This is a genomic window from Alcaligenes pakistanensis (genome assembly GCF_014652815.1).
GTDB lineage: Bacteria > Pseudomonadota > Gammaproteobacteria > Burkholderiales > Burkholderiaceae_B > Alcaligenes > Alcaligenes pakistanensis.
The window spans coordinates 141,834-161,112 of record NZ_BMZN01000003.1 but is presented as its reverse complement, the minus strand read 5'-3'; the positions used below and the strand labels follow the sequence as shown (position 1 = coordinate 161,112).

Here is a 19,279-nt window from a genome sequence, read left to right as displayed (position 1 = left end):
GCATGGGTCAAAGCAGCCGCAAGCACGTCAGTTGTTTGTATCGTTGCTGCGTGTTTTTGAAAAGCACGGCGACTATGCGTCTCCCTCCCTGATTGACGCACTAGATACTTCGCTGACTCACCCGCTTTGATAGCTCCTGCGTTGTTTCCTTGCGTTCGCTATATCTATCCACCAGATACTCCGCGCATTCACGCGTCAGTAAGGTGAGTTTAACTAGCTCTTCCATCACATCTACCATGCGATCGTAGTAGGACGAGGGTTTCATGCGGCCTTCTTCGTCAAATTCCAGAAAGGCTTTGGCAACGGAAGATTGGTTGGGGATGGTGATCAGGCGCATCCAGCGACCCAGCACGCGCATCTGGTTCAAGGCGTTAAAGGATTGGGATCCACCGGAAACTTGCATGACAGCCAGGGTTTTGCCTTGTGTGGGGCGTACGGCACCAATGCTTAAAGGAATCCAGTCGATTTGTGCTTTCAGGACGCTGCTCATGGCGCCGTGTCGCTCGGGCGATGTCCAGACCATGCCTTCAGCCCACTGCACTAGTTGACGGAGCTCCTGCACTTTGGGGTGGTCTTCTGTTGCTCCATCGGGCAAGGGCAGGTCATGGGGATCGAATACCCTGGTTTCTGCACCCATTGCTTCCAGCAATCGCGCTGCTTCTTGTGTCAAAAAACGGCTGTAGGAGCGCTCCCGCAAGGAGCCGTACAACAACAAGACGCGGGGTGGATGTGAAGCCCTTTTTGGAGGTAGCACCTCTGTCAGATATGGAGTTCTAAAAGCGTTTTCGTCCAGATTGGGTAGGTCAGCCTTGTTCAATTCTTTGTCCTTTTGCATCAATGACAGCCTCGCCGTCCTCTTTCCGGAATGCACCTTGTTGCGGCTGGGGCAGTATCTCCATTACCTCTTCAGAGGGGCGGCATAAGCGTGTGCCTAGTGGGGTAACAACGATGGGGCGGTTGATCAGAATCGGGTGTTTCAGCATGAAATCAATCAGTTGCTCGTCACGCCATTTCGGGTCGTCTAATTGCAGCGCGTCGTAGGGTGTCTCTTTTTGTCGCAGGACTTCCCGTACGCTCAGGCCGCAGTCAGCAATCAACCGAAGCAGGGTGGCTCGGTCTGGCGGCGTTTGCAGGTACTCGATGATGGTGGGCTCTTGACCACTGTTGCGTATCAGGCCCAGCGTATTGCGGGACGTGCCGCAGGCCGGGTTGTGATAAATGGTGATGGCTGTCATGGCGTCGTGCTCTTTATCAGGAAATCAGTTTGTAATACCCAGACGTAAGGCCAGGGCCGCCAGGGTGATCAGCAGTACGGGCGTGGTCAGGACAACACCTACTTTGAAGTAGTAGCCCCAGCTGATTTTTGTGCCTTTCTGGCTCAGTACGTGCAACCACAGCAAGGTGGCCAGACTGCCTATGGGCGTGAATTTAGGCCCCAGGTCGCTGCCGATGACATTGGCGTAGATCATGGCTTCCTTGACCACCCCTTGGGCGCTGGATGAGTCGATGGACAGGGCTGTGACCAATACCGTAGGCATATTGTTCATGACCGAGGACAGCAGGGCGGACACGATGCCTGTGCCCATCGCCGCAGCCCAGACGCCTGCCTGAGAAAAACTGTTCAGTAGTTCAGCCAGATAGCTGGTTAGTCCGGCATTGCGTAGGCCGTAGACCACCAGATACATCCCTAAGGAAAACACCACGATTTGCCAGGGCGCATTGCGCAGTACTTTTTTGGTACTGATGGCGCTGCCACGGGCGGCGACGGCCAGTAAGATCACGGCCCCTGCCGTGGCAACGGCGCTGACCGGTATACCCAAAGGTTCCAGGGCGAAAAATCCTATTAGCAGCAAGGCCAGGACAAACCAGGCCGCGCGGAAGGTCGCCGGGTCCCTGATGGCTTCGCTGGGCTGTTTCAGTTGTTCAAGCCGGTACTGTGCCGGGATGTCGCGACGGAAAAATAGCATCAGCATGGCTAGGCTGGCCAACACGGACACGATATTGACGGGCACCATGATGGCGGCGTAATCAGCAAAGCCCAGTTTGAAATAGTCGGCAGAGACGATATTCACCAGGTTGGAGACGAGCAGTGGCAGGCTGGCTGTATCTGCAATAAACCCGGCGGCCATGACAAAGGCCAAGGTAGATGCGGGCGAGAAGCCCAGCGCAAGCAGCATGGCCATGACGATCGGAGTCAGGATCAGCGCAGCGCCATCATTGGCAAACAGGGCTGAAACGGCAGCCCCCAGAATCACGATGAAGGCAAAGAGTTTGCGGCCGCTGCCGGCCCCCCACCGCGCAACGTGAAGTGCAGCCCATTCAAAAAAACCGGCCTCATCCAGCACCAGACTGATGATGATAATGGCGATAAAAGTAGCCGTGGCGTTCCAGACGATGCCCCACACCACTGCCAGATCCGCCCATTGCACAACGCCCAGAAGCAGGGCGGCGGCGGCCCCCAGACTGGCACTCCAACCTATGCCCAGGCCCTTGGGCTGCCAGATCACCAGCGTCAAAGTAGCAATGAAGATGAATACGGCAGTGAACATGACAGGCAATTCCGGGGAGCGCGTTGGAGTTAAGGATGAGAGGGGCTTTAAGCCCTGAGCCAGATACTGAAAGAGCTACACCCTGGCGGGCCACGAATTAGCGCGGCGGGCAGGGAAGGGCGCTTGGGGTACAGGCCTGTCCCTGGCAGCAGTTCTCGGTCAGGTAAGCGAGTAGATCGTTCATGGCCGGGAAGGTCGCGCTGTAGAGCAGGTTGCGGCCTTGCCGTTCCGCGTGGATCAGCTGTGCGTTGCTCAATTCCTTTAAATGAAAGGAAAGAGCGGTTGGCGCGATGCCCAACTGTTCTGCCAGGGCACCGGGCGTCAGCCCGTCAGGGCCTGCCACGACCAGAGCGCGGAACACCTGTAAGCGGGCTTCGTGGGCCAGAGCGGCCAGAGAGCGGATAACTTGAGATTCGTCCATGAGCAGATAATACAATAATTCAAGGATTGTTGAATAGTGGAGGGACGTTCTGAATGATTGGGGTAAGCAAGAGAGGACAATAGGCCTTGTGTGCAGACCCTTAATCCTCGTAAATGCCTCTGCGCAAGAGATGGTGGGGAACGTGACCCCACCGGGGCGGTGGTGTTCCGGGGAGTATCAGGTGCATCGCTTTGAGTGGTTTGATACTGGGAATCCTGTCTGACGTCAGCCAGCCAACTGATCGCCAAGCCAATCTGCAAAAGTCTGGGCGCGTGGGTTTTGATCCAGAGATTGGGGCGATAACAAGTAATAAGCCGAGCCGTCTTTACTAAAGCCGTGCGGGGCAACTAGCTGACCGCTGCGCAGTTCTTCGCCCACCATCAGTTTGGACACAATGCTGATGCCCTGGCCCGACAGGGCGGCCTGGATGCATAGGTAAAAGTGTTCCAGTTCCAGCTTGCTTCCTTGCCGCAATGCTTGCCCAGTCAGTCGTGCCCACGTTGCCCAGGCTTTGGGGCGGGAGCTGCTATGCAGTCTGACTTGCTGGGACGCCTCTGTGTTTCGCAGATAATCGGGCCGACAGACGGGGCCTATCATCTCATCGCATAGTTTCAGGCCAAACACCGAATCCGCCCAATGAAAGTCGTCGCGGCGTATGGCCAGATCGATACCTGTTTTGGAAAAGTTCACTGGCCCGCCCGCAGTCATCAAATGTACGGTGATGTTGGGGTGCGAGGCGTGGAAATCTCCCAAGCGCGGGATCAGCCATTTCATGGCGATGGTCGGTTCGCAAGAAACGGTCAGGGCATGTTCACGCTGAGTCTGCTGCAGTTGGTGTACGACATCCTCCAGACGTTCGAACATAGGGGCGGTGACATGCAAAAGCTGGCGGCCTGCAGGGGTCAAAAATACAGCGCGGTTGCGCCGCTCAAACAGTTCCACCCCCAAGGACTCTTCCAAAGCCCGAATCTGACGGCTGACTGCCCCGTGAGTGACGTGCAGCAAATGAGCAGCCTGTACAAAACTGCCTGCCTGGGCCGCAGTATCGAAGTAACGAAAGGCCGTAAGGCTGGGGATGTGCATGGTCGATGAAAACTCACAGAAAAGAAACTGGATTTATCGTTTTTAAATTAGCACAGGATTATCAATAATGAAATGATCCAAAAGGGTGTTGAGTTTGAAAAATGATGTGCAAAGGCAAGGACTTGGGCTTGTCCTGATAAATGATAAATCCTTTGCTCTGGAATAACGCGGCAAGGTGCGCTCCCATAAACAGGGGAAGGACGTTTTGTCTTAGAGATAGGTATGGGTTTCTTGCCGGAAAATTTCATTAACAATCAGCTCTTGAACTCAGTGCCCCATGTTTTCGACTACTACACATCAAGGTTGTTTTAAAAATGCATGAACTCTTGGCGTTTGCCACTATCACGATCTTAGCGGTGATCAGCCCTGGGCCTGATTTTGCGATGGTCACGCGCAATGGCTACGCGTTTGGCCGCAAGATCGGACTGATTTCTGCCTTGGGAATTGCAGCCGGGGTGCAGGTCCATGTGGTCTACACCGTGTTGGGGGTAGCGATTCTGATTACTCAATCGCCCGGCTTGTTTTTGCTGATGAAAATTGCCGGGGCTGTCTACCTGATGTATCTGGGCTTTATGTCGTTTCGCAACCGCAGGCCTGTGAATACTGATGGGGGGCCAGACTATATGCCGACAGCTTGGCAGGCTTTTGGGATGGGGTTTTTGACCAATGCCCTGAACCCGAAAACCATGCTCTTTGTGGTGGCGACGTTTACCCAGCTGGTCCAGCCTGACGCACCGCTTTGGCTGAATTTTGCCTATGGGTTTTTTATGTCTTTTGCCCACTGGGTCTGGTTCAGTGTTGTGGCGATTGTGTTTTCAAACCCCCGACTGCGGGCAGCCTTGCTGTCCCGACAGCTGTTGCTTGATCGGGTGATTGGGCTTGCCTTGTTTGGTTTAGGGGCGTCTCTCCTGTTCGGCAAGGCGCTGGTGTAGAAGGGGGGAAGTATTTCCGGCGAGATTCGTCCAGGCAGTAAAGAGGGGGTGTTAAGTTGCCATACCGTTTATATTTCTAATAAAAGTTTTTATTTTTATTTTCTGATTGAGTTTTTAATTTATTTTTATTAATTATTTATACGTTTGTTAATAATGGAAATTTAAATTTATAAAAAATAATATAAATTAAAAATTAACAATCAAATAAGTTATTTTTTTATTTATGGATAAATAAATGGGTATGCTTTGCAAGCCTAAGTAATAGGTTCCGATACTACTTGTAGATAGGGAGACAAGAATGGCTTGCAATCATCCTCTCGCAAGAGCTGCATCAGGTTCCTGCTTGGCACTTATCGCATCTGTCGCGCTGTACAGCAGCGCCATGGCCCAGGCGGCGGATCCCAAGCTGGATACCAGCCAGCTTTATGCCGATGTGCATTTCCACGCCTCCAACTATGCGATGCAAGGGATTTCTTTAAAAGAATATGCACAGCGCTATATGAACGCAGACCACCAGCGATCACATCACGAGTGTCAAACGTGTGCTGGATGCCTGCCCGAACTGGTCTACCGATATCTCTTGGGGTCTGGTGCAGGACTATATGCTCAATCCAGAGCCGGGTATGTCTACCCAGCAAGCATGGCTGGCTTTTTTCAAGGAATATCAGAACCGGATTTTGTGGGGTTCGGACGTGGTCATTTTTACGCGTAACCGTTTTGAATCCGACCCACCTACGTCGGTACAACCGGGCGGCGTCATGAGCCCGGATCAGTATCATGCCGATCTGTCCAAGATGAAGGGTTTTCTGGACGAGTTGCCAGTGGCAATTGGCAACAAGATTCGCTATGAAAACTATGTGCGCTTGTTTAACCGCGCCCGCTTTTCCGTGCGTGCTTGGGAACGCGAGAACGCCGATCAAAGCATTTGGGATATTGCTACGCCCGCTCATCCTTGATGAGGGGCACGTTTAGTTTGAAAGCAACTCAGTCATAGAGGGTGCTGGGCTTGTAAGCCCGAACTTTCTTCAACCGTCTTTGTGCTTTCAGCGTGATCCACAGAAATGCTTCCCTCAATGAACTGCCCCCCGAAAGCTGGATATCAATCCCAGCCCTCGGGGGGCAGTTCTACGCTTGGCTTAAGGAACCGGCTTAAAAGTTTTAATCCAGCGATTCCGTGTCTCTTTTGTTAGCCAGTATTTTTACTTTCAGCCGCCAGCCTGTCCAAATCTTCCTGGATCAGTTTGCGAATGGCCGTTTTCAGCAGCTTGCCGGTTGCCGTGTGGGGGAGTTCTTCCACCACGATCAAATCGTCCGGAATACTCCATTTGGATACTTGTTCGCTGAACAAATCGATCATGTCCTGCTTGGTGAAGCTTGCGTCCTCTTGCAACTGCACCACCAGAACGGGGCGCTCGCCCCAGCGCTCGTCGGGTTTGGCAACGACGGCGGCTTCTTTAATGGCCGGATGCGCCTGGGCAATGTTTTCCAGTTCAATGGAACTGATCCATTCCCCACCGGACTTCACTACGTCTTTAGTCCGATCCACGATCTGGATAAAGCCATCGGGGTCAATCGTGACCACATCACCGGTATTGAACCAACCGTCCTGGGTATGGGCGGACGTATCGTCGCTATTGAAGTAAGAGCCCGCAATCCAGGGGCCGCGCACCATCATGGCTCCAAACATCTTGCCATCGCGGGTAATAGGTTCGCCATTGTCACCATCGACACGAAACTCCACCCCAAACAGCGGGCGTCCCTGCTTGGCCAGCAGTTTGAGCTTCTCGTTCTCGGGCAAGGATTCGTGTTTGGGCAGCAAGGCGGCAGCCAGGCCAACCGGGCTGGTTTCGGTCATGCCCCAGGCGTGGCGCACTTTAACTCCCAGCTTATGGAAGCGGCTGATCATGACCGGCGGTGCGGACGAGCCGCCAATCACCAGACGTTGCAATGTGCTGAATGTCTTGTTGTTGGCCTGCATCCAGTCCAACAGCCCTAGCCAGACGGTGGGCACGCCAGCCGTCATGGTGACGCCTTCATTTTCAAACAAGGTGTGCAGGCTGGCACCGTCCAGCTTCGGCCCCGGCAACACCAGCTTGGCTCCTACCATCAAGGCCGCGTAGGGCAGGCCCCAGGCGTTGACGTGGAACATGGGCACGATAGGGGTGATGGTGTCGGAGGCAGACAGGCTTAAGGCATCGGGCATGCTCAAGGCAAAGGCATGCAAGATGGTGGAGCGGTGACTGTAGAGCACGCCTTTGGGATTACCGGTGGTGCCTGAGGTGTAGCACAGGCCCGAGGCGGTATTTTCATCAAAGTCCGGCCAGTCGAAATGCTCGGACTCGCTGGCAATCAGGGTTTCGTAGCACAGCAGATTGGGCAGCAGATCGGACTGAGGCATGTGCTCCTCATCCGTCAGGATGACCACGGCTTTGAGCTTGGAGAGCTGATCGGCCAGGGCTTCCAGAATGGGTACAAAGCTAAGGTCGGCAAACAGCACGCTGTCGTTGGCATGCTCAATGATGTAGCCAATTTGATCCTGGAACAGACGTGGGTTGATGGTGTGACACACCAGCCCTGAGCCCGACACGCCGTAATACAGTTCCAGGTGGCGGTAGCCGTTCCAGGCTAGGGTTCCCACCCGGTCGCCGTGGTGCAGCCCCATTTTCTTGAGCGCATTGGCCAATTGCTGGCTGCGCTTGGACATGTCGGTATAGGTGTATCGGTGAAGATGGCCTTCGACAGTTTGCGAGACGATTTCTCGGTCTGCGTGGTAGTTCGCTGCGTGACGCAGTATGGATGACACTAGCAGTGGGGTATTCATCATCATGCCAAGCATGGTCTTCGTCCTCCCTGGGAGTAAATCAAACAGAACTGACGGGCCTTAATACCGGTATACGGGGATGCAGCGAATGGATGAATGTACACCACTGACTGTCGTGGCCTCTGCATGCACAGTAGCCTAAAACTCACAAATGAGTCTATGTGGTCGTATGTATTTCCTTGCGCAAAGCTAAGGCTTCTGTGAAAAACTGTCCGATCATTCGGCTCTCCCGGCGTTCTGCCAAACAGTAAAGATAAGTGTCCGTACGAACAGGATCTCCCTGGATGCGCACAGATTTGAAACGGTGGTCGGGAATGAACTCGGCCTCGGAGACCGTACCCACGCCCAGACCACGGGCCACGGCCTCGCGCAGAGCCTCCCGGCTGCCAATTTCCATGACGGCACGAGGCCGTATATTTTCTTTGTCCAGTGCCGCTTCCAGGCAGGCGCGGGTGGTCGAGCCCGACTCCCGTTGCAGCAGCGGAGCATCGTGCAGGGCAGACAGCGGCACACTGTCATGACGGGCCAACGGGTGTGACAGCGGTGCAAACAAGATGACGGCGTGGTTAGCGTAATGCTCGGCATGAAAAGCCGGGTCTTCGCAGGCCCCTGCCAGCACAGCGATATCCGTGGCGTAGTTGGCCAGATCGGCCAGCACCTGTGCCGAGTTCCCCATATGGATAGAGATATCCACGCCCGGAAACAGCTTGTGATAAGCCTCCACCATTTCAATTACATGAAACGGCCCCACAGCGCCGATACGTAAACGCCCCACATGCAGCTTGCCGCTGTCATGCAGCAGATTAAAGGCATCAATTTCCAGAGCTCCCAATTGTTGGGCGACCGGCAGCAAAGCCAGCCCGACCTGGGTCAGTTCAATGCCGCGTCCTCGGCGATGAAAAAGCTCTACATCGTGTTGTTGCTCCAGGCCCTGTACCTGTTTGGTGACGGTGGGTTGGGCCAGACCCAGGGCGCGGGCCCCGGCGCTGAAACTGCCATTTCGGGCAACGGCAAGGAAAGCCCTTAGGCGTGCGGCGGACATATAGACTCCATCTATAGATGACTGATGTTTTCAATCCTAAATCGATAATATGAAGGCAATGTGACCTTCTTAAGATATCGGCATTCCTCCTCCAACCTTTAAGGACGACTGCCGTGAACAAGAACGTACTTCAGACTGCCCGCCGCTCTTTCATCGCGGCGACGGCCGCCACTGTTATCTTTTCCGTGTTTGGCACTGCCGCTCACGCAGCCCAGGACACCCTGACCATTGGCTTGATCCCGGCTGAGGATTCGCAAGCCATGATCGAATCCAGCAAACAGGTGATCGAGCAGCTTGAGCGTGAATCCGGTATGAAGGTGGAACCCTTTGTGGCCACCGACTACAACGGCATCATTGAAGCCCTGCGTGCTAAGAAACTAGACGTGGCGTATCTGGGCCCGTTCTCTTACGTGCTGGCCAGTTCAGTGGCAGATGTGGAAGCCTTTGCCGTGGCCGTGACTAAAAAGACCGGTAAAAGCGCTTATAAAAGCCTGATCGTGGTGCGTACGGACAGCGGCATCGACAATGTGGATCAGCTAAAAGACCGCACGTTCGCCTTTGTGGATCCCAGCTCGACCTCGGGCCATCTGTTCCCTAAAGCTGGTCTGGAAAATGACGGCTACAAACTGGATGAGCTGTTTTCCCGCGTGGTGTTCTCTGGCTCGCACGACGCCAGCCTCTTGGCGGTAGCCAATAAAAAGGTGGACGCTGCCGCGGTGGCTGACCGCATTTACGCCAGTGCGATCGCCAAAGGCCAATTGGCCGAGGGGGATTTGAAAGTAGTCTGGTCCTCCAACGATATTCCCGAGTCGCCTATGGTGTGGCGCAAGGATCTGGACCCCAGCGTGAAAGAGAAAGTCGCCAAGGCGCTGGCCAATATCAAAGATGTACCTTGGGGTGACCAGGGCATGCTCAACGGCTTTCAGCCGACCAGCGATGCCGCCTACAACGTAGTGCGTGACACCGCTAAAGTGCTGAACCTGGATCTGCGGAGCATGAAATGATCCGTTTGCGTGGCCTGAACAAGTGCTATGGCAGCAATAAGGTGCTTTGCGGTGTGGATATGGATGCTTCAGCCGGCGAGTTTCTGGTTGTGCTGGGCCAATCCGGCGCGGGCAAGTCCACCTTGTTGCGTTGTATGAACCGGCTGGCCGAGGCGGATACGGGCGAGATGTCCGTGGCGGGTATCAATGCCATGTCGGCACAAGATACGCGGGCTTTGCGACGCCAGGTTGCCATGATTTTTCAGCATCACGATGTGGTGCCGCGCCTGTCAGTGCTGCGCAATGTGTTGACGGGGCGTTTGGGTGCGGTCCCGGTGTGGAGTTCCATTCTGCAATTGTTTAGCCGTGCCGATATCGCCCTTGCCAAAGACTGCCTGGAGCGTGTGGGCCTTAGTCATAAAGCGCAGGCTCGCACGGACTCATTGTCGGGCGGACAGCGTCAGCGGGTGGGTATTGCCCGTGCGCTGGCGCAGCGCCCCCGCATTATTTTGGCGGACGAGCCGGTAGCCAGTCTGGACCCTAAAACTGCTCGTCTGGTGATGCGCTATTTGCACGATGCCAGTCGGGAGCTGGGCATTACGGTGGTCTGTAACCTGCATCAGGTCGATTACGCCCGTGAGTTTGCAGATCGCATCGTGGGCCTGGCGCATGGTCGGGTGGTGTATGACGGCGCTCCGGATCAGATGACAGAAGATGATCTGACGCGTATCTACCCCGGTCCTGAACCTGGGCAAAGCAGTGCGCAGTCTCAGCAAAGCGGTGGCGATGCGGCTTCAATCCTGGCTGAACCACTGGCAATTGCCACCAAGGGAGCTTGATCATGGATAAGAAATATTCCTGGGTCATGGACACGCCCACCAGCTTCAAAGGCTGGGTTATGACGGCCCTGATGGTGTCCGCGATTATGGTGGCTTTGCAGTGGAGTGCCGAAGGCGCGCAATTAAGCGCCGCCGAGTTCGCTGCCGGTCTACCGCAGATTGCAGACTTTCTGAGCCGCACTTTCCCGCCGGACTGGAGCATTCTGGGCAATTTGATGGCCCCAGCGATCGAGACGATCCAGATTGCAATCTGGGGCACGGTGCTGGGCGTGATCGGCGCGGTGCCAGTCTCTTTTCTGGCAGCCCGTAACTTGAAAGTGAACCGTTATCTGTACGGTTTTACCCGCCAAAGCCTGAACGTTATCCGCAGTATCAACGAGCTGATTCTGGCCCTGGTGTTTGTCGCGGCAGTGGGGCTGGGACCGTTTCCCGGCGTCTTGGCTCTGGCTGTGCATGGCGTTGGGATGCTGGGCAAGTTTTTTGCCGAAAGCATTGAAGAAATCGATCAAGGTCCCTTGGACGCGCTGCGCGCTACGGGTGCCCGTCCCTTGCAGGTCATTGTGTTCGGTGTGTTGCCACAGGTGATTACCGCCTGGATTGCCGTGATTCTGTATCGCTTCGAGGTCAATCTGCGTTCTGCCACCGTGCTGGGCATGGTGGGGGCCGGTGGTCTGGGCTTTGAACTGGTCAGCAGCCTGAAACTGTTCAAATACCAGGAAACGGCGACCTGCATTGTGGTCATCACCGTGATGGTGGTGGTGGCAGACCTGATTTCCAACCGCCTGCGCGAGGCTATTCGCCACAACGGGCGCGACTGATTGCAGTTTTTTTATTCGAGATTGTTATGTGGCATTTTTTCAATCCAGTTCAGATAGATGCAGGGCCAGGCGCTTTTGATGGCCTGCCTGAGCTTGTGGGAAACCGGCGCGCAATTTTGATCGCCTTTCCTGAAGCACGTGAGCTGGGGCTTTGTGATCGTGTGCAAGCCTTGTTGGGCGAGCAATTGCTGGCGATTGAAACTGATATCCAGCCCAACCCGGACGTGTCCTGGTTGTCTCCCCTGTATGAACGCTTGTGGCGTGATCATCCCGACGCGGAATGCATCATTGCCCTGGGCGGCGGAAGCGTCATTGATTGTGCCAAAGCCATGTTGACCAGCACGCCCTCGGGCACGTTTGCTGAACTGCTGGATTGCCTGTCGGGCAAGGCCAGCCTGAGCCAGCCTCCAGGGCGGGTGCGTAGCCTGATTGCCGTGCCCACCACGGCAGGAACAGGTAGCGAAGTCACCCCCTGGGCAACGATTTGGGATAAGGGGCAGGGGCGTAAATATTCCTTGCACCTGCCCTGGACCTGGCCTCAGGCCGCCATTATTGATCCGGCTCTGATGTGCAGCCTGCCTGCCGCGGCCACCTTGGCCAGCGGCCTGGACGCCTTGTCCCACGCGCTGGAGTCTTTGTGGAACATCAACCGCAATCCGGTGTCCGCCAGCCTGGCGGTCTCGGCAGCACGCCAGATCATCCGTCATTTGCCTTTACTGATGCAGGATCTGTCCAGCCTGGAACTGCGTGCCGAATTGGCGGTGGCCGCGGCTATGGCCGGGCTGGCGTTTTCCAATACTAAAACGGCGCTGGCGCATTCCCTGTCGTATGACCTGACCTTGGAGCAAGGCTTGCCGCACGGCATTGCCTGCTCCTTTAGCTTGCCGCATGTAATGCAAATGGCCTTGGGACAGGATGCGCAGCTGGACCAGCTGCTTTTATCTATTTTCGAGGTGCAGGACAGCGCGCAAGCGGTTGCCGCCTTGAGCCAGTTTCTGGATCAACTGGGGGTCAGTACCGATCCGGCCGCTTACGGTGTCTCGCCCGAGCAATGGCAGCAGCGTATTGCCCAGGCCCTGCAAGGCCCTCGTGGACGTAATTTTATTGGTGCACATGCTATGGATGCAGTGCAGGTGTGAGTCCGGTTTTGCCCCGGCTCGGTTTTAGAACGGAAGCTTTTACACAATGACTCAGAATTTCAAGGCTCTGGACACGCTTATGTCGGACAAGGTCGAAGCCGTTATTTTTGACTGGGCAGGTACGCTGGTCGATTTCAGCTCTTTGGCACCGACACAGATTTTTGTGGATGCCTTTGCGACCTTTGGCATTCACATCAGCCTGGAGCAGGCACGTGGCCCCATGGGACTGTCCAAGCGAGATCATATCCGCACGCTCTTGGCGACCGACTCCATTCAGGGGCAGTGGCTTGCCCAGTTTGAGCGTGGATCGACAGATGCGGACATTGACGCTATTTACGAGCGTTTCATGCCCATGCAAATTGAAAAGGTAGCGGAATATTCGGCACCGATCGAAGGGGCGGCTGCCGTATTGGAGCAGTTGCGTGCCAAGGGCATCAAAGTGGGTTCTTGCTCGGGCTATCCACGCCAGGTTCTGGATGTCTTGTTGCCTGTAGCGGCCAGTCAGGGCATTGCTCCAGACTGCATCATTGCCGGTGACGAGATGCCTGCAGGTGGCCGACCTGGTCCTTACATGGCCTTGGCTAACGTCCTGGCTCTGGGGGTCGGTGATGTGCGCCGTTGCATCAAAGTGGACGATACCGTGCCAGGCATTGAAGAAGGTCGCCGTGCAGGCATGTGGACGGTGGGCTTGAGCCTGTCAGGTAATGAAGTGGGGCTGTCTTTGGCAGAACTGGAAACAACCGACCCGGCCGAGGTGCAAGTACGAGTGGAGCGCGCCAGCGAGCATTTGCGTCAGTCGGGCGCTCATTATGTGATTGAAACGGTTGCAGATCTGCCGGCCATTATTCAGGACATTCAGGCACGTTTGGCACAGGGCGAAACACCCTGATTCTGTGGGGGCGTTGAATCAGGTCTGATGAGCAAGGCGGGGCGTTAAGCCCCGCCTTTTTTATGTCGTGTCGCTGCTGGTCAAGGCGCTTTGGTGATGGGCGATAGCCTCAAAGAAAGCGGCCACCAGGCGCGACTCACGGCGCTCATGCAGACAACAGACATGGATTTGCGTCCAGACCGGCTCGTTCTGGATTCGGACCACACGTAAACGGGGATCAGGAACATATTCGGATTCAGATACCGTGCCTACGCCTAGCCCTCGTGCTACGGATTCGCGCAGGGCTTCCCGGCTGCCGATCTCCATGGCCACATCCACTTTGATCTTATGTTCATGCAAGGCATCTTCCAGCGCTTTGCGGGTGGTGGAGCCTTCTTCTCGCATCAGCAAGGGTTCGCCAGCTAGCTCATCTAGCGCGATGCTTTCGCGCCGGGCAAAGCGATGGTCGTGGCGCACAAAGGCAATGACGGGGTAGCGCGCATAGGGCTGCATATAGTAGCGGCGCTGGGGCTGACAACTGGCCACCACGCCTACGTCGCAAACGTATTTGTCCAGATCGTCCAGCACCAGCTCGGAGTTTCCCAGTTTTACGGACAGCTTGATGCGCGGGTAGACCGCGTGAAAGGACTCAATCAGTTCGGTGACGTGGTAGGGGCTGACGGCACCCAGCTTCAAGGTGCCGTAGTGCAGCTTGCCGCTGCCATCCAGCATGTGGCGCATGTCCGATTCCAGTGAAATCATGCGCCGGGCCATGGGCAGCATTTCCAGCCCCAGGGTGGACAGGTCCACACGTCGGCCTCGGCGATGAAAGAGCTCGGCCCCGTATTCGCGTTCAATCATCTGTATTTGTGAACTGAGCGTGGTGTGGCTCATGTTCAAGGCCCGCGCGGCGGCTGAAAAGCCGCCGTGCTGGGCCACCATGACGAAGGCCCGAATTTGGTTGAGCGTCATCGTGTTTCTCTAACTGTTTTTCCGAGACTGGCGGCCCTATCTTGCCTGAGTAATATGACTAGCGTGCGACACCCATGGCTGGATCGCTGATGCCATCAAGACCGGTTTCCAGGCGGCCCGCAAAACGACGCTCAAAGTGATCACCCAGAGTGGCAGTGAAGTCATACCAGTTGGCCGAGGCCTGCAGCGACCAGCGTGCATCAATTTGCATGCCGGGGTCCACGGTATAGACCCAGGGGCCATCCTCCCGGTAGGCATTGGCCACCACCGTTACGGTAGCTGGCTCGGTGCCCATATTCATGATGGTCAGTGCCACGCTATTGGCCTTGGGCTCGTAGCACACGCGCACTTCGGGTTTAGGGCCTTGACGCAGCTCGTTGATATTGCCTTTGAAATGACGGTGGTAGCCATTGGGGCCCAAGACCCACAGGCTGTATTTGCCATTTTGGTCAGCACTCACCGTCCAGGCGTCCGAGATCACCTTGTCCGCTTCCACGGTAAAGCGACGCGGAAAGTCGGACAGGTGCAGCTCGTCGTACACATGGAAAACAGTGCCTTGCGTGCCGGTATTGCTGAAGGTCAGCCAGACTTTGTCTTTATCCAAATCGACATTGGCGCTGGTATGCAATTGGTAAGGAAGGGCGCGTGAAGGGCGCAGCATAAAAGCCTGCTCAGGCATGGCCTCGGAGCCTACTGGCGGCATGGGCACCTTGCCCGCCTGAGCTTGCTGGGCCAGTGTGGCATCGGCCTGATCGCGGCTAGGGGCGGGGACCAGGGCGGGCTTGTTGGCATTGGGGGATTTGAAGTCAAAGCAGGAGCGCATATCGCCAAAGACGGCACGCCGCCAGGGGCTGATGTTGGGCTCTTGCACGCCAAAGCGTTGTTCCAGAAAACGCAGCACGGAGGTGTGATCGAACTGTTGGGAGTTGACCCAGCCGCCCACGCTCCAAGGGGAAATAATCAAGGTCGGCAAACGCGGACCTGCCCCAAAAGGGCGGCCATCGGGCGTTAGTTGGCGCGAATCGCCGTCGGGAGCGGGCATGGTGTAGTACTCATGGGAGACATCAACCGTGGATTTGCCCTCCAGCGAACCATCGCGGTTGCGCCATGGCGGGGCTGGTGGGGGCATATGGTCAAAGAAGCAGTCGTTTTCATCGTAGTTCACGATCAGAACGGTCTTGCTCCAGATCTCCGGCTTGGCCGTCAGGATGTTCAGCAAGCGTTCCAGATACCAAGCACCCTGGCCGGGGACGCCCATGCTGGGGTGTTCGCTGTAGGGGCCGGGAGCCACAATCCAGCTGACCTGGGGCAAGGCCCCCATCTCGATATCATCGGCAATGGCTTGCAGAAAACCGCCATCGGGCATGGTGTTGCCAAAGCCTTTGTACAAGGGCGACAGAGCTTCGATTTGTGGCGAATAGGTGACCGAAGGTGAACCCATTGAAGCCAGCTCTTCATTGACCTTGCGGTAGGAGGCGAAAGCCACCAGCTGGTTGTTGTTGCTGTTATTGCCGGGGCGGTTATAGACCTTCCAGCGTACCCCTGCTTCTTGCAAACGCTCGGGGTAGGTGGTCCAGTCCAGTCCGTCGGCGGAGGGACCCAGGCCGCCCCAGTTGGAGTTGGTGACGCATGCGCGACCCTTCACGTTGGCCCCGTTGCTGCCGCTCCACAAGAACATGCGATTGGTAAACGTGCCGGTGTTGATGGAGGTGTGATAGGCATCGCAGACCGTAAAGGCATTGGCCAAAGACCAATGGAAGGACAGGTCAGATTCTTTCAGATAACCCATGGCCACATTGGTGTATTTGGCTTTGGGCCAGGAGGCCATGCGCCCGCCATCCCAGGCTTCTTGCTGGTCGTTCCAGTCGTGTGCGCCGCCTACGCGCAAGGCGTTGCCTTTGGTGGCGTCCAGATAATAGGGTTGCACAGTGCCACTGGTGCCTTGCTGACGCCAGACTGATTCGCCCGAAGCCATAGGGATGGTAAAGCGGTCGCTAAAACCGCGCACGCCGGGCAGGGTGCCGTAGTAGTGATCAAAAGAGCGGTTTTCCTGCATCAGGATAATGACGTGCTCCACGTCATTGATGGTCCCGGTGGCATTGTTGGCCGGGATGGCCAGCGCCTTTTGAATCGCAGGGGGAAACGGGCCCAATGCAGCGGCACTGGCTGCCAGTCGCAGAAAATTACGACGATTGATGTGAGTCATGGAAAAGCCTTGTCGATAAAGAGTCGGAACAGGGCCAGGCGTGGCTTTAGCCACCGCCTGGCCGCTACGCGCTTAAGGGGCGCAGTCCAGTTGCGAGTTGGGTGTGGGCTGCTTGTCCGTGCCTTGCTCGCCCAGGGAGCCTGTGGCCGGGGGCGTCACAATAGGGACTTGCTCGCTGCCGGAGCCCGAGTTACCGCTTGATGGGGGGACATCGTCACTGCTGCTTGAATCACTGCAGGCGCTCAGCAGCAGGGCGGTGGCTCCTGCCAGCAATACAGTACGCAGCGAGCTCCCAATAAGGTTCAAAGAGTTCATCGTGGGCTCGCTTATTGGGTGGATAGGCTGGACAGTGGCTTGTTAGACCAGTAAATCGATTGCAGCTCCTCATCGGTCAGCACTCGGTTCCACATGGCCAGATCACCAAACATTTGCTGGGTAGCGGGGGCTACCGAGCATTTGCCCGCGGTGTAGGGTGGCGTTACTGAGCCATTGCATTTGTTCATCAGGAATGTGCCGGTGCCATCGTCGCCAATACCCCACTGCGGGAAGGGAGAGAGCTTGGACAGGTCAACAGCGCCTGTGGATTTGCCTGCGGCAACCTGGGTGGTCTGGCCGATGACCGGATCAAAGATCTGCATATTCATCTTTTTAGCGATGCCATCCACCGCAAAGGCGATGTAGACCCAGCGTCCCACTGGAATCTGAGTGTAGGGATTGGTGGGGCCATCGGCACGAACACCGCCCGAACCAATATTGAAGGCCACGCCGCACTGGTTCTTGGTGGAGCTGTTGAACAGGCCAATGGCCACACCGGCATTGCCACCGCTGACATAGTTCTTGTTGGACAAGATCGTGACGTTATTGCGGTCAATGCACTGCGGTACCTGATACCAGAAACCAATCGTGAACTGCGGGCTGCTGCCGGTGGAGATGTCAAAGCCTTGGGCCGGCGTCATGCGGTAGCCTTCCAGCCCTTCCACGGTGACATGGTTGGTATCGACCAGCAGACCATGCGTACCGCTAAAGGGGCCAGGCACGACCACGCCAGCCGCGGGGGGGAGATCTGCGGAGGCGGGGGCCATGCTGCTATTACCTTGAGCATCGACAGGTGGCAGGGTTGCGCTGAAGGGGTAGTAAGAGAGCAGGCCGTTGCGCAAGGTGGTGGCCAGGGGAACCGGTGGCAAATAGGCTACGGGCGGGCTGATCAGATTGCGCCATGCAGCCTGTTCGCCCGAACCGGCTTGCACGGTGTAATCGAACTGGTACGTACCCTTGGCAGTGAGGTCTGTCGTCAGCTGATTGTCGGTATAGCTTTGAGTCCCCGCGGGTAAGCGAGAGGCAATGAGCTGGCCGTCCCGCAAAATATCAATCGCGGTATCTGCCGGGCCCTTCCAGTCCAGCTTGATCGCGACCGAGGACGAGTTGTTGTCTACAACCGTGGCGTTCAGACTGGATACGGCTTGCGGGCCTATCAGACTGCTGCCATCCAGCTTGTAATCTGCCGCCTGGGGCAGCGTATCCAGATAGCGCATGACGGTGGGCGCAACATCCACCAGGCTGTTGTATTGATATAGCTCTGGCAGGGTTTGGGGCAGGCTGGCCCCTATGCCTTGCTCGCCCGTGTTCAGGCTTTGGTTGATAGCCAGAAAAGTGGCCGCCTGGGGCAGTAGCGGCAAGCCATTGTCTTGCCCATGTTCGCTCAGGCCGTGATTGCCCGTCACGATAATCAGCCATGCGCGCTCTTGCTGCTTGGCAGTGGCGTCAATCAGGCTGCCGATTTCTTTATCCAGCTTGCTCAGGGTGGCGCTGTAGTCCGGCGATCCCACACCAAAATCCAGGGCTGCATCTTTGGCCGAGCGGTACTGCACCAGCACTTTGCGGTAGTCCCCTTCAATCATTTTCAGGGCTTGAGTGGACACGCAGGACAGGGTGACAGTTTGCGAGGAACAGTCGGCCAGTTCGTGCAGGCGTTCTGCATCGTGATCTGCCTTGAGCAAGTGGGCCAAACGGCTAGAGGCGACTGCTGCGGCATTCTGTCCGGGCTGCGTGGAGTGAAACAGGCTGTTTTGACGCAATACCTGATCCGGAGCGGTAGATACTACGCCGTGGCGATGCGCCCAGGTGCCGGTCAAGAGGCTGGCCCAACCAGGCATATCCAGATTGGCTTGCTGGCTGGGGGTACCCACGACACCACCGCTATAGGCCAGTTGCACATTCAGTTTGGCCAGACTGGGCAAAGTGCCAGCCGCAATGCCTTGCTGGACCGCGCTGTAAGTGGCTCCGTCCAGATCAATAATCAGGGCGTGGCGGCTGGTGGGCGTCTCCGGTTTTTCCGGGTTGGTGGGGGTTTCCGGGTCCGTGCCTGTGGCTGGGCCTGAGCCGGTGTCGGAGCCACCACAAGCGGCCAGGGCGGCAGACAACGTGGCGACTGCTACGGCCTTTAGCAAGCCGCTTTTACCGGTGCCATTTCGGCCATGGCGGGGGGCGTGTATTGTACCCGCCAGATCGGCATCCAGATTCAGGTGTTCAGTGGGGTAAGGAAAGCCGGGCCGCTGGGTGGCGGAGCGGGCCGTGTGTGCGTGTCTCATGATTCGATTGCCTTGTCG

General features: G+C 56.4%; 18 protein-coding genes. 7 read left to right on the top strand and 11 right to left on the bottom strand.

Features of this window, described 5'->3' with window-relative positions:
• Positions 1–100: 100 nt before the first annotated feature.
• The 5 genes from arsH to IE156_RS10015 all read right to left on the bottom strand — a co-directional run bounded on the left by arsH (position 101) and on the right by IE156_RS10015 (position 4,053).
• Complete coding sequence (gene arsH / locus IE156_RS10035) at positions 101–835, bottom strand: arsenical resistance protein ArsH (protein ID WP_189392405.1); 735 nt, start codon at positions 833–835, stop codon at positions 101–103.
• Positions 804–1,235 (bottom strand): arsenate reductase (glutaredoxin), encoded by a 432-nt coding sequence (gene arsC, locus IE156_RS10030; protein WP_189392404.1) that lies wholly within the window; start codon positions 1,233–1,235, stop codon positions 804–806. The genes arsH and arsC overlap by 32 nt, the downstream gene beginning before the upstream one ends.
• 24 nt (positions 1,236–1,259) lie before the next feature.
• Complete coding sequence (locus IE156_RS10025; protein WP_189392403.1) at positions 1,260–2,549, bottom strand: arsenic transporter; 1,290 nt, start codon at positions 2,547–2,549, stop codon at positions 1,260–1,262.
• A gap of 97 nt (positions 2,550–2,646) precedes the next feature.
• On the bottom strand, positions 2,647–2,970 hold the full coding sequence (locus IE156_RS10020) for an ArsR/SmtB family transcription factor (RefSeq protein ID WP_189392402.1): 324 nt from the start codon (positions 2,968–2,970) through the stop codon (positions 2,647–2,649).
• 225 nt (positions 2,971–3,195) lie between these two features.
• Positions 3,196–4,053 carry a LysR substrate-binding domain-containing protein gene (locus IE156_RS10015; protein ID WP_189392401.1) on the bottom strand — a complete coding sequence of 286 codons (858 nt, stop codon included), beginning with the start codon at positions 4,051–4,053 and terminating at the stop codon, positions 3,196–3,198.
• Positions 4,054–4,367: 314 nt separating this feature from the next.
• Between IE156_RS10015 and IE156_RS10010 the strand changes: the two genes are divergently transcribed.
• Positions 4,368–4,985 (top strand): LysE family translocator, encoded by a 618-nt coding sequence (locus tag IE156_RS10010; RefSeq protein ID WP_189392400.1) that lies wholly within the window; start codon positions 4,368–4,370, stop codon positions 4,983–4,985.
• Positions 4,986–5,527: 542 nt separating this feature from the next.
• Positions 5,528–5,941 (top strand): hypothetical protein, encoded by a 414-nt coding sequence (locus IE156_RS10005; protein WP_189392399.1) that lies wholly within the window; start codon positions 5,528–5,530, stop codon positions 5,939–5,941.
• A 230-nt stretch (positions 5,942–6,171) separates the two neighbouring features.
• On the opposite strand, the gene IE156_RS10000 is transcribed toward IE156_RS10005, so the two are convergent.
• Together IE156_RS10000 and IE156_RS09995 are read right to left on the bottom strand one after the other, a co-directional pair.
• Entirely contained in the window at positions 6,172–7,821 is a 1,650-nt protein-coding gene (locus IE156_RS10000; RefSeq protein WP_189392398.1) for a long-chain-fatty-acid--CoA ligase, read from the bottom strand.
• 142 nt (positions 7,822–7,963) lie between these two features.
• Positions 7,964–8,848, bottom strand: coding sequence for a LysR substrate-binding domain-containing protein (locus tag IE156_RS09995; protein ID WP_189392397.1), 885 nt, complete (start codon positions 8,846–8,848; stop codon positions 7,964–7,966).
• A 152-nt stretch (positions 8,849–9,000) separates the two neighbouring features.
• Here IE156_RS09995 and phnD point away from each other — a divergent pair, with 152 nt between their 5' ends.
• From phnD to phnX, 5 genes are all read left to right on the top strand, one after another.
• Complete coding sequence (gene phnD / locus IE156_RS09990; protein ID WP_189392908.1) at positions 9,001–9,852, top strand: phosphonate ABC transporter substrate-binding protein; 852 nt, start codon at positions 9,001–9,003, stop codon at positions 9,850–9,852.
• A complete protein-coding gene (gene phnC, locus IE156_RS09985; RefSeq protein ID WP_189392396.1) occupies positions 9,849–10,670 on the top strand; it encodes a phosphonate ABC transporter ATP-binding protein in 822 nt (273 codons plus the stop codon). The genes phnD and phnC overlap by 4 nt, the downstream gene beginning before the upstream one ends.
• Positions 10,671–10,729: 59 nt before the next feature.
• Positions 10,730–11,488, top strand: a complete 759-nt coding sequence (phnE, locus tag IE156_RS09980) for a phosphonate ABC transporter, permease protein PhnE (protein ID WP_229841270.1) — start codon at positions 10,730–10,732, stop codon at positions 11,486–11,488.
• Positions 11,489–11,514: 26 nt separating this feature from the next.
• Complete coding sequence (gene psrA / locus IE156_RS09975) at positions 11,515–12,627, top strand: iron-containing alcohol dehydrogenase PsrA (RefSeq protein ID WP_189392394.1); 1,113 nt, start codon at positions 11,515–11,517, stop codon at positions 12,625–12,627.
• A 79-nt stretch (positions 12,628–12,706) separates the two neighbouring features.
• The gene (phnX, locus tag IE156_RS09970) at positions 12,707–13,516 is read left to right on the top strand and encodes a phosphonoacetaldehyde hydrolase (protein WP_229841201.1); all 810 of its coding nucleotides are present in this window, start codon (positions 12,707–12,709) and stop codon (positions 13,514–13,516) included.
• 60 nt (positions 13,517–13,576) lie between these two features.
• Here phnX and IE156_RS09965 read toward each other — a convergent pair whose 3' ends face one another.
• From IE156_RS09965 to IE156_RS09950, 4 genes are all read right to left on the bottom strand, one after another.
• Entirely contained in the window at positions 13,577–14,467 is an 891-nt protein-coding gene (locus IE156_RS09965) for a LysR substrate-binding domain-containing protein (protein ID WP_189392392.1), read from the bottom strand.
• Positions 14,468–14,525: 58 nt separating this feature from the next.
• Positions 14,526–16,673 carry a phosphocholine-specific phospholipase C gene (locus IE156_RS09960; RefSeq protein ID WP_189392391.1) on the bottom strand — a complete coding sequence of 716 codons (2,148 nt, stop codon included), beginning with the start codon at positions 16,671–16,673 and terminating at the stop codon, positions 14,526–14,528.
• 72 nt (positions 16,674–16,745) lie between these two features.
• Positions 16,746–16,988 (bottom strand): hypothetical protein, encoded by a 243-nt coding sequence (locus IE156_RS09955; RefSeq protein WP_189392390.1) that lies wholly within the window; start codon positions 16,986–16,988, stop codon positions 16,746–16,748.
• A gap of 11 nt (positions 16,989–16,999) precedes the next feature.
• On the bottom strand, positions 17,000–19,261 hold the full coding sequence (locus IE156_RS09950; protein ID WP_189392389.1) for an alkaline phosphatase family protein: 2,262 nt from the start codon (positions 19,259–19,261) through the stop codon (positions 17,000–17,002).
• Positions 19,262–19,279: the final 18 nt, after the last annotated feature.

Coding starts and splice junctions, on each gene's coding strand:
- IE156_RS10020 (WP_189392402.1), bottom strand. CDS start 2,970: ATGGACGAATCTCAAGTTATCCGCTCTCTGGCCGCTCTGGCCCACGAA.
- IE156_RS10015 (WP_189392401.1), bottom strand. CDS start 4,053: ATGCACATCCCCAGCCTTACGGCCTTTCGTTACTTCGATACTGCGGCC.
- phnE (WP_229841270.1), top strand. CDS start 10,730: ATGACGGCCCTGATGGTGTCCGCGATTATGGTGGCTTTGCAGTGGAGT.
- IE156_RS09995 (WP_189392397.1), bottom strand. CDS start 8,848: ATGTCCGCCGCACGCCTAAGGGCTTTCCTTGCCGTTGCCCGAAATGGC.
- psrA (WP_189392394.1), top strand. CDS start 11,515: ATGTGGCATTTTTTCAATCCAGTTCAGATAGATGCAGGGCCAGGCGCT.
- arsH (WP_189392405.1), bottom strand. CDS start 835: ATGCAAAAGGACAAAGAATTGAACAAGGCTGACCTACCCAATCTGGAC.
- IE156_RS10000 (WP_189392398.1), bottom strand. CDS start 7,821: ATGCTTGGCATGATGATGAATACCCCACTGCTAGTGTCATCCATACTG.
- phnC (WP_189392396.1), top strand. CDS start 9,849: ATGATCCGTTTGCGTGGCCTGAACAAGTGCTATGGCAGCAATAAGGTG.
- IE156_RS10010 (WP_189392400.1), top strand. CDS start 4,368: ATGCATGAACTCTTGGCGTTTGCCACTATCACGATCTTAGCGGTGATC.
- arsC (WP_189392404.1), bottom strand. CDS start 1,235: ATGACAGCCATCACCATTTATCACAACCCGGCCTGCGGCACGTCCCGC.
- IE156_RS10025 (WP_189392403.1), bottom strand. CDS start 2,549: ATGTTCACTGCCGTATTCATCTTCATTGCTACTTTGACGCTGGTGATC.
- phnX (WP_229841201.1), top strand. CDS start 12,707: ATGTCGGACAAGGTCGAAGCCGTTATTTTTGACTGGGCAGGTACGCTG.
- IE156_RS09960 (WP_189392391.1), bottom strand. CDS start 16,673: ATGACTCACATCAATCGTCGTAATTTTCTGCGACTGGCAGCCAGTGCC.
- IE156_RS09965 (WP_189392392.1), bottom strand. CDS start 14,467: ATGACGCTCAACCAAATTCGGGCCTTCGTCATGGTGGCCCAGCACGGC.
- IE156_RS09950 (WP_189392389.1), bottom strand. CDS start 19,261: ATGAGACACGCACACACGGCCCGCTCCGCCACCCAGCGGCCCGGCTTT.
- IE156_RS09955 (WP_189392390.1), bottom strand. CDS start 16,988: ATGAACTCTTTGAACCTTATTGGGAGCTCGCTGCGTACTGTATTGCTG.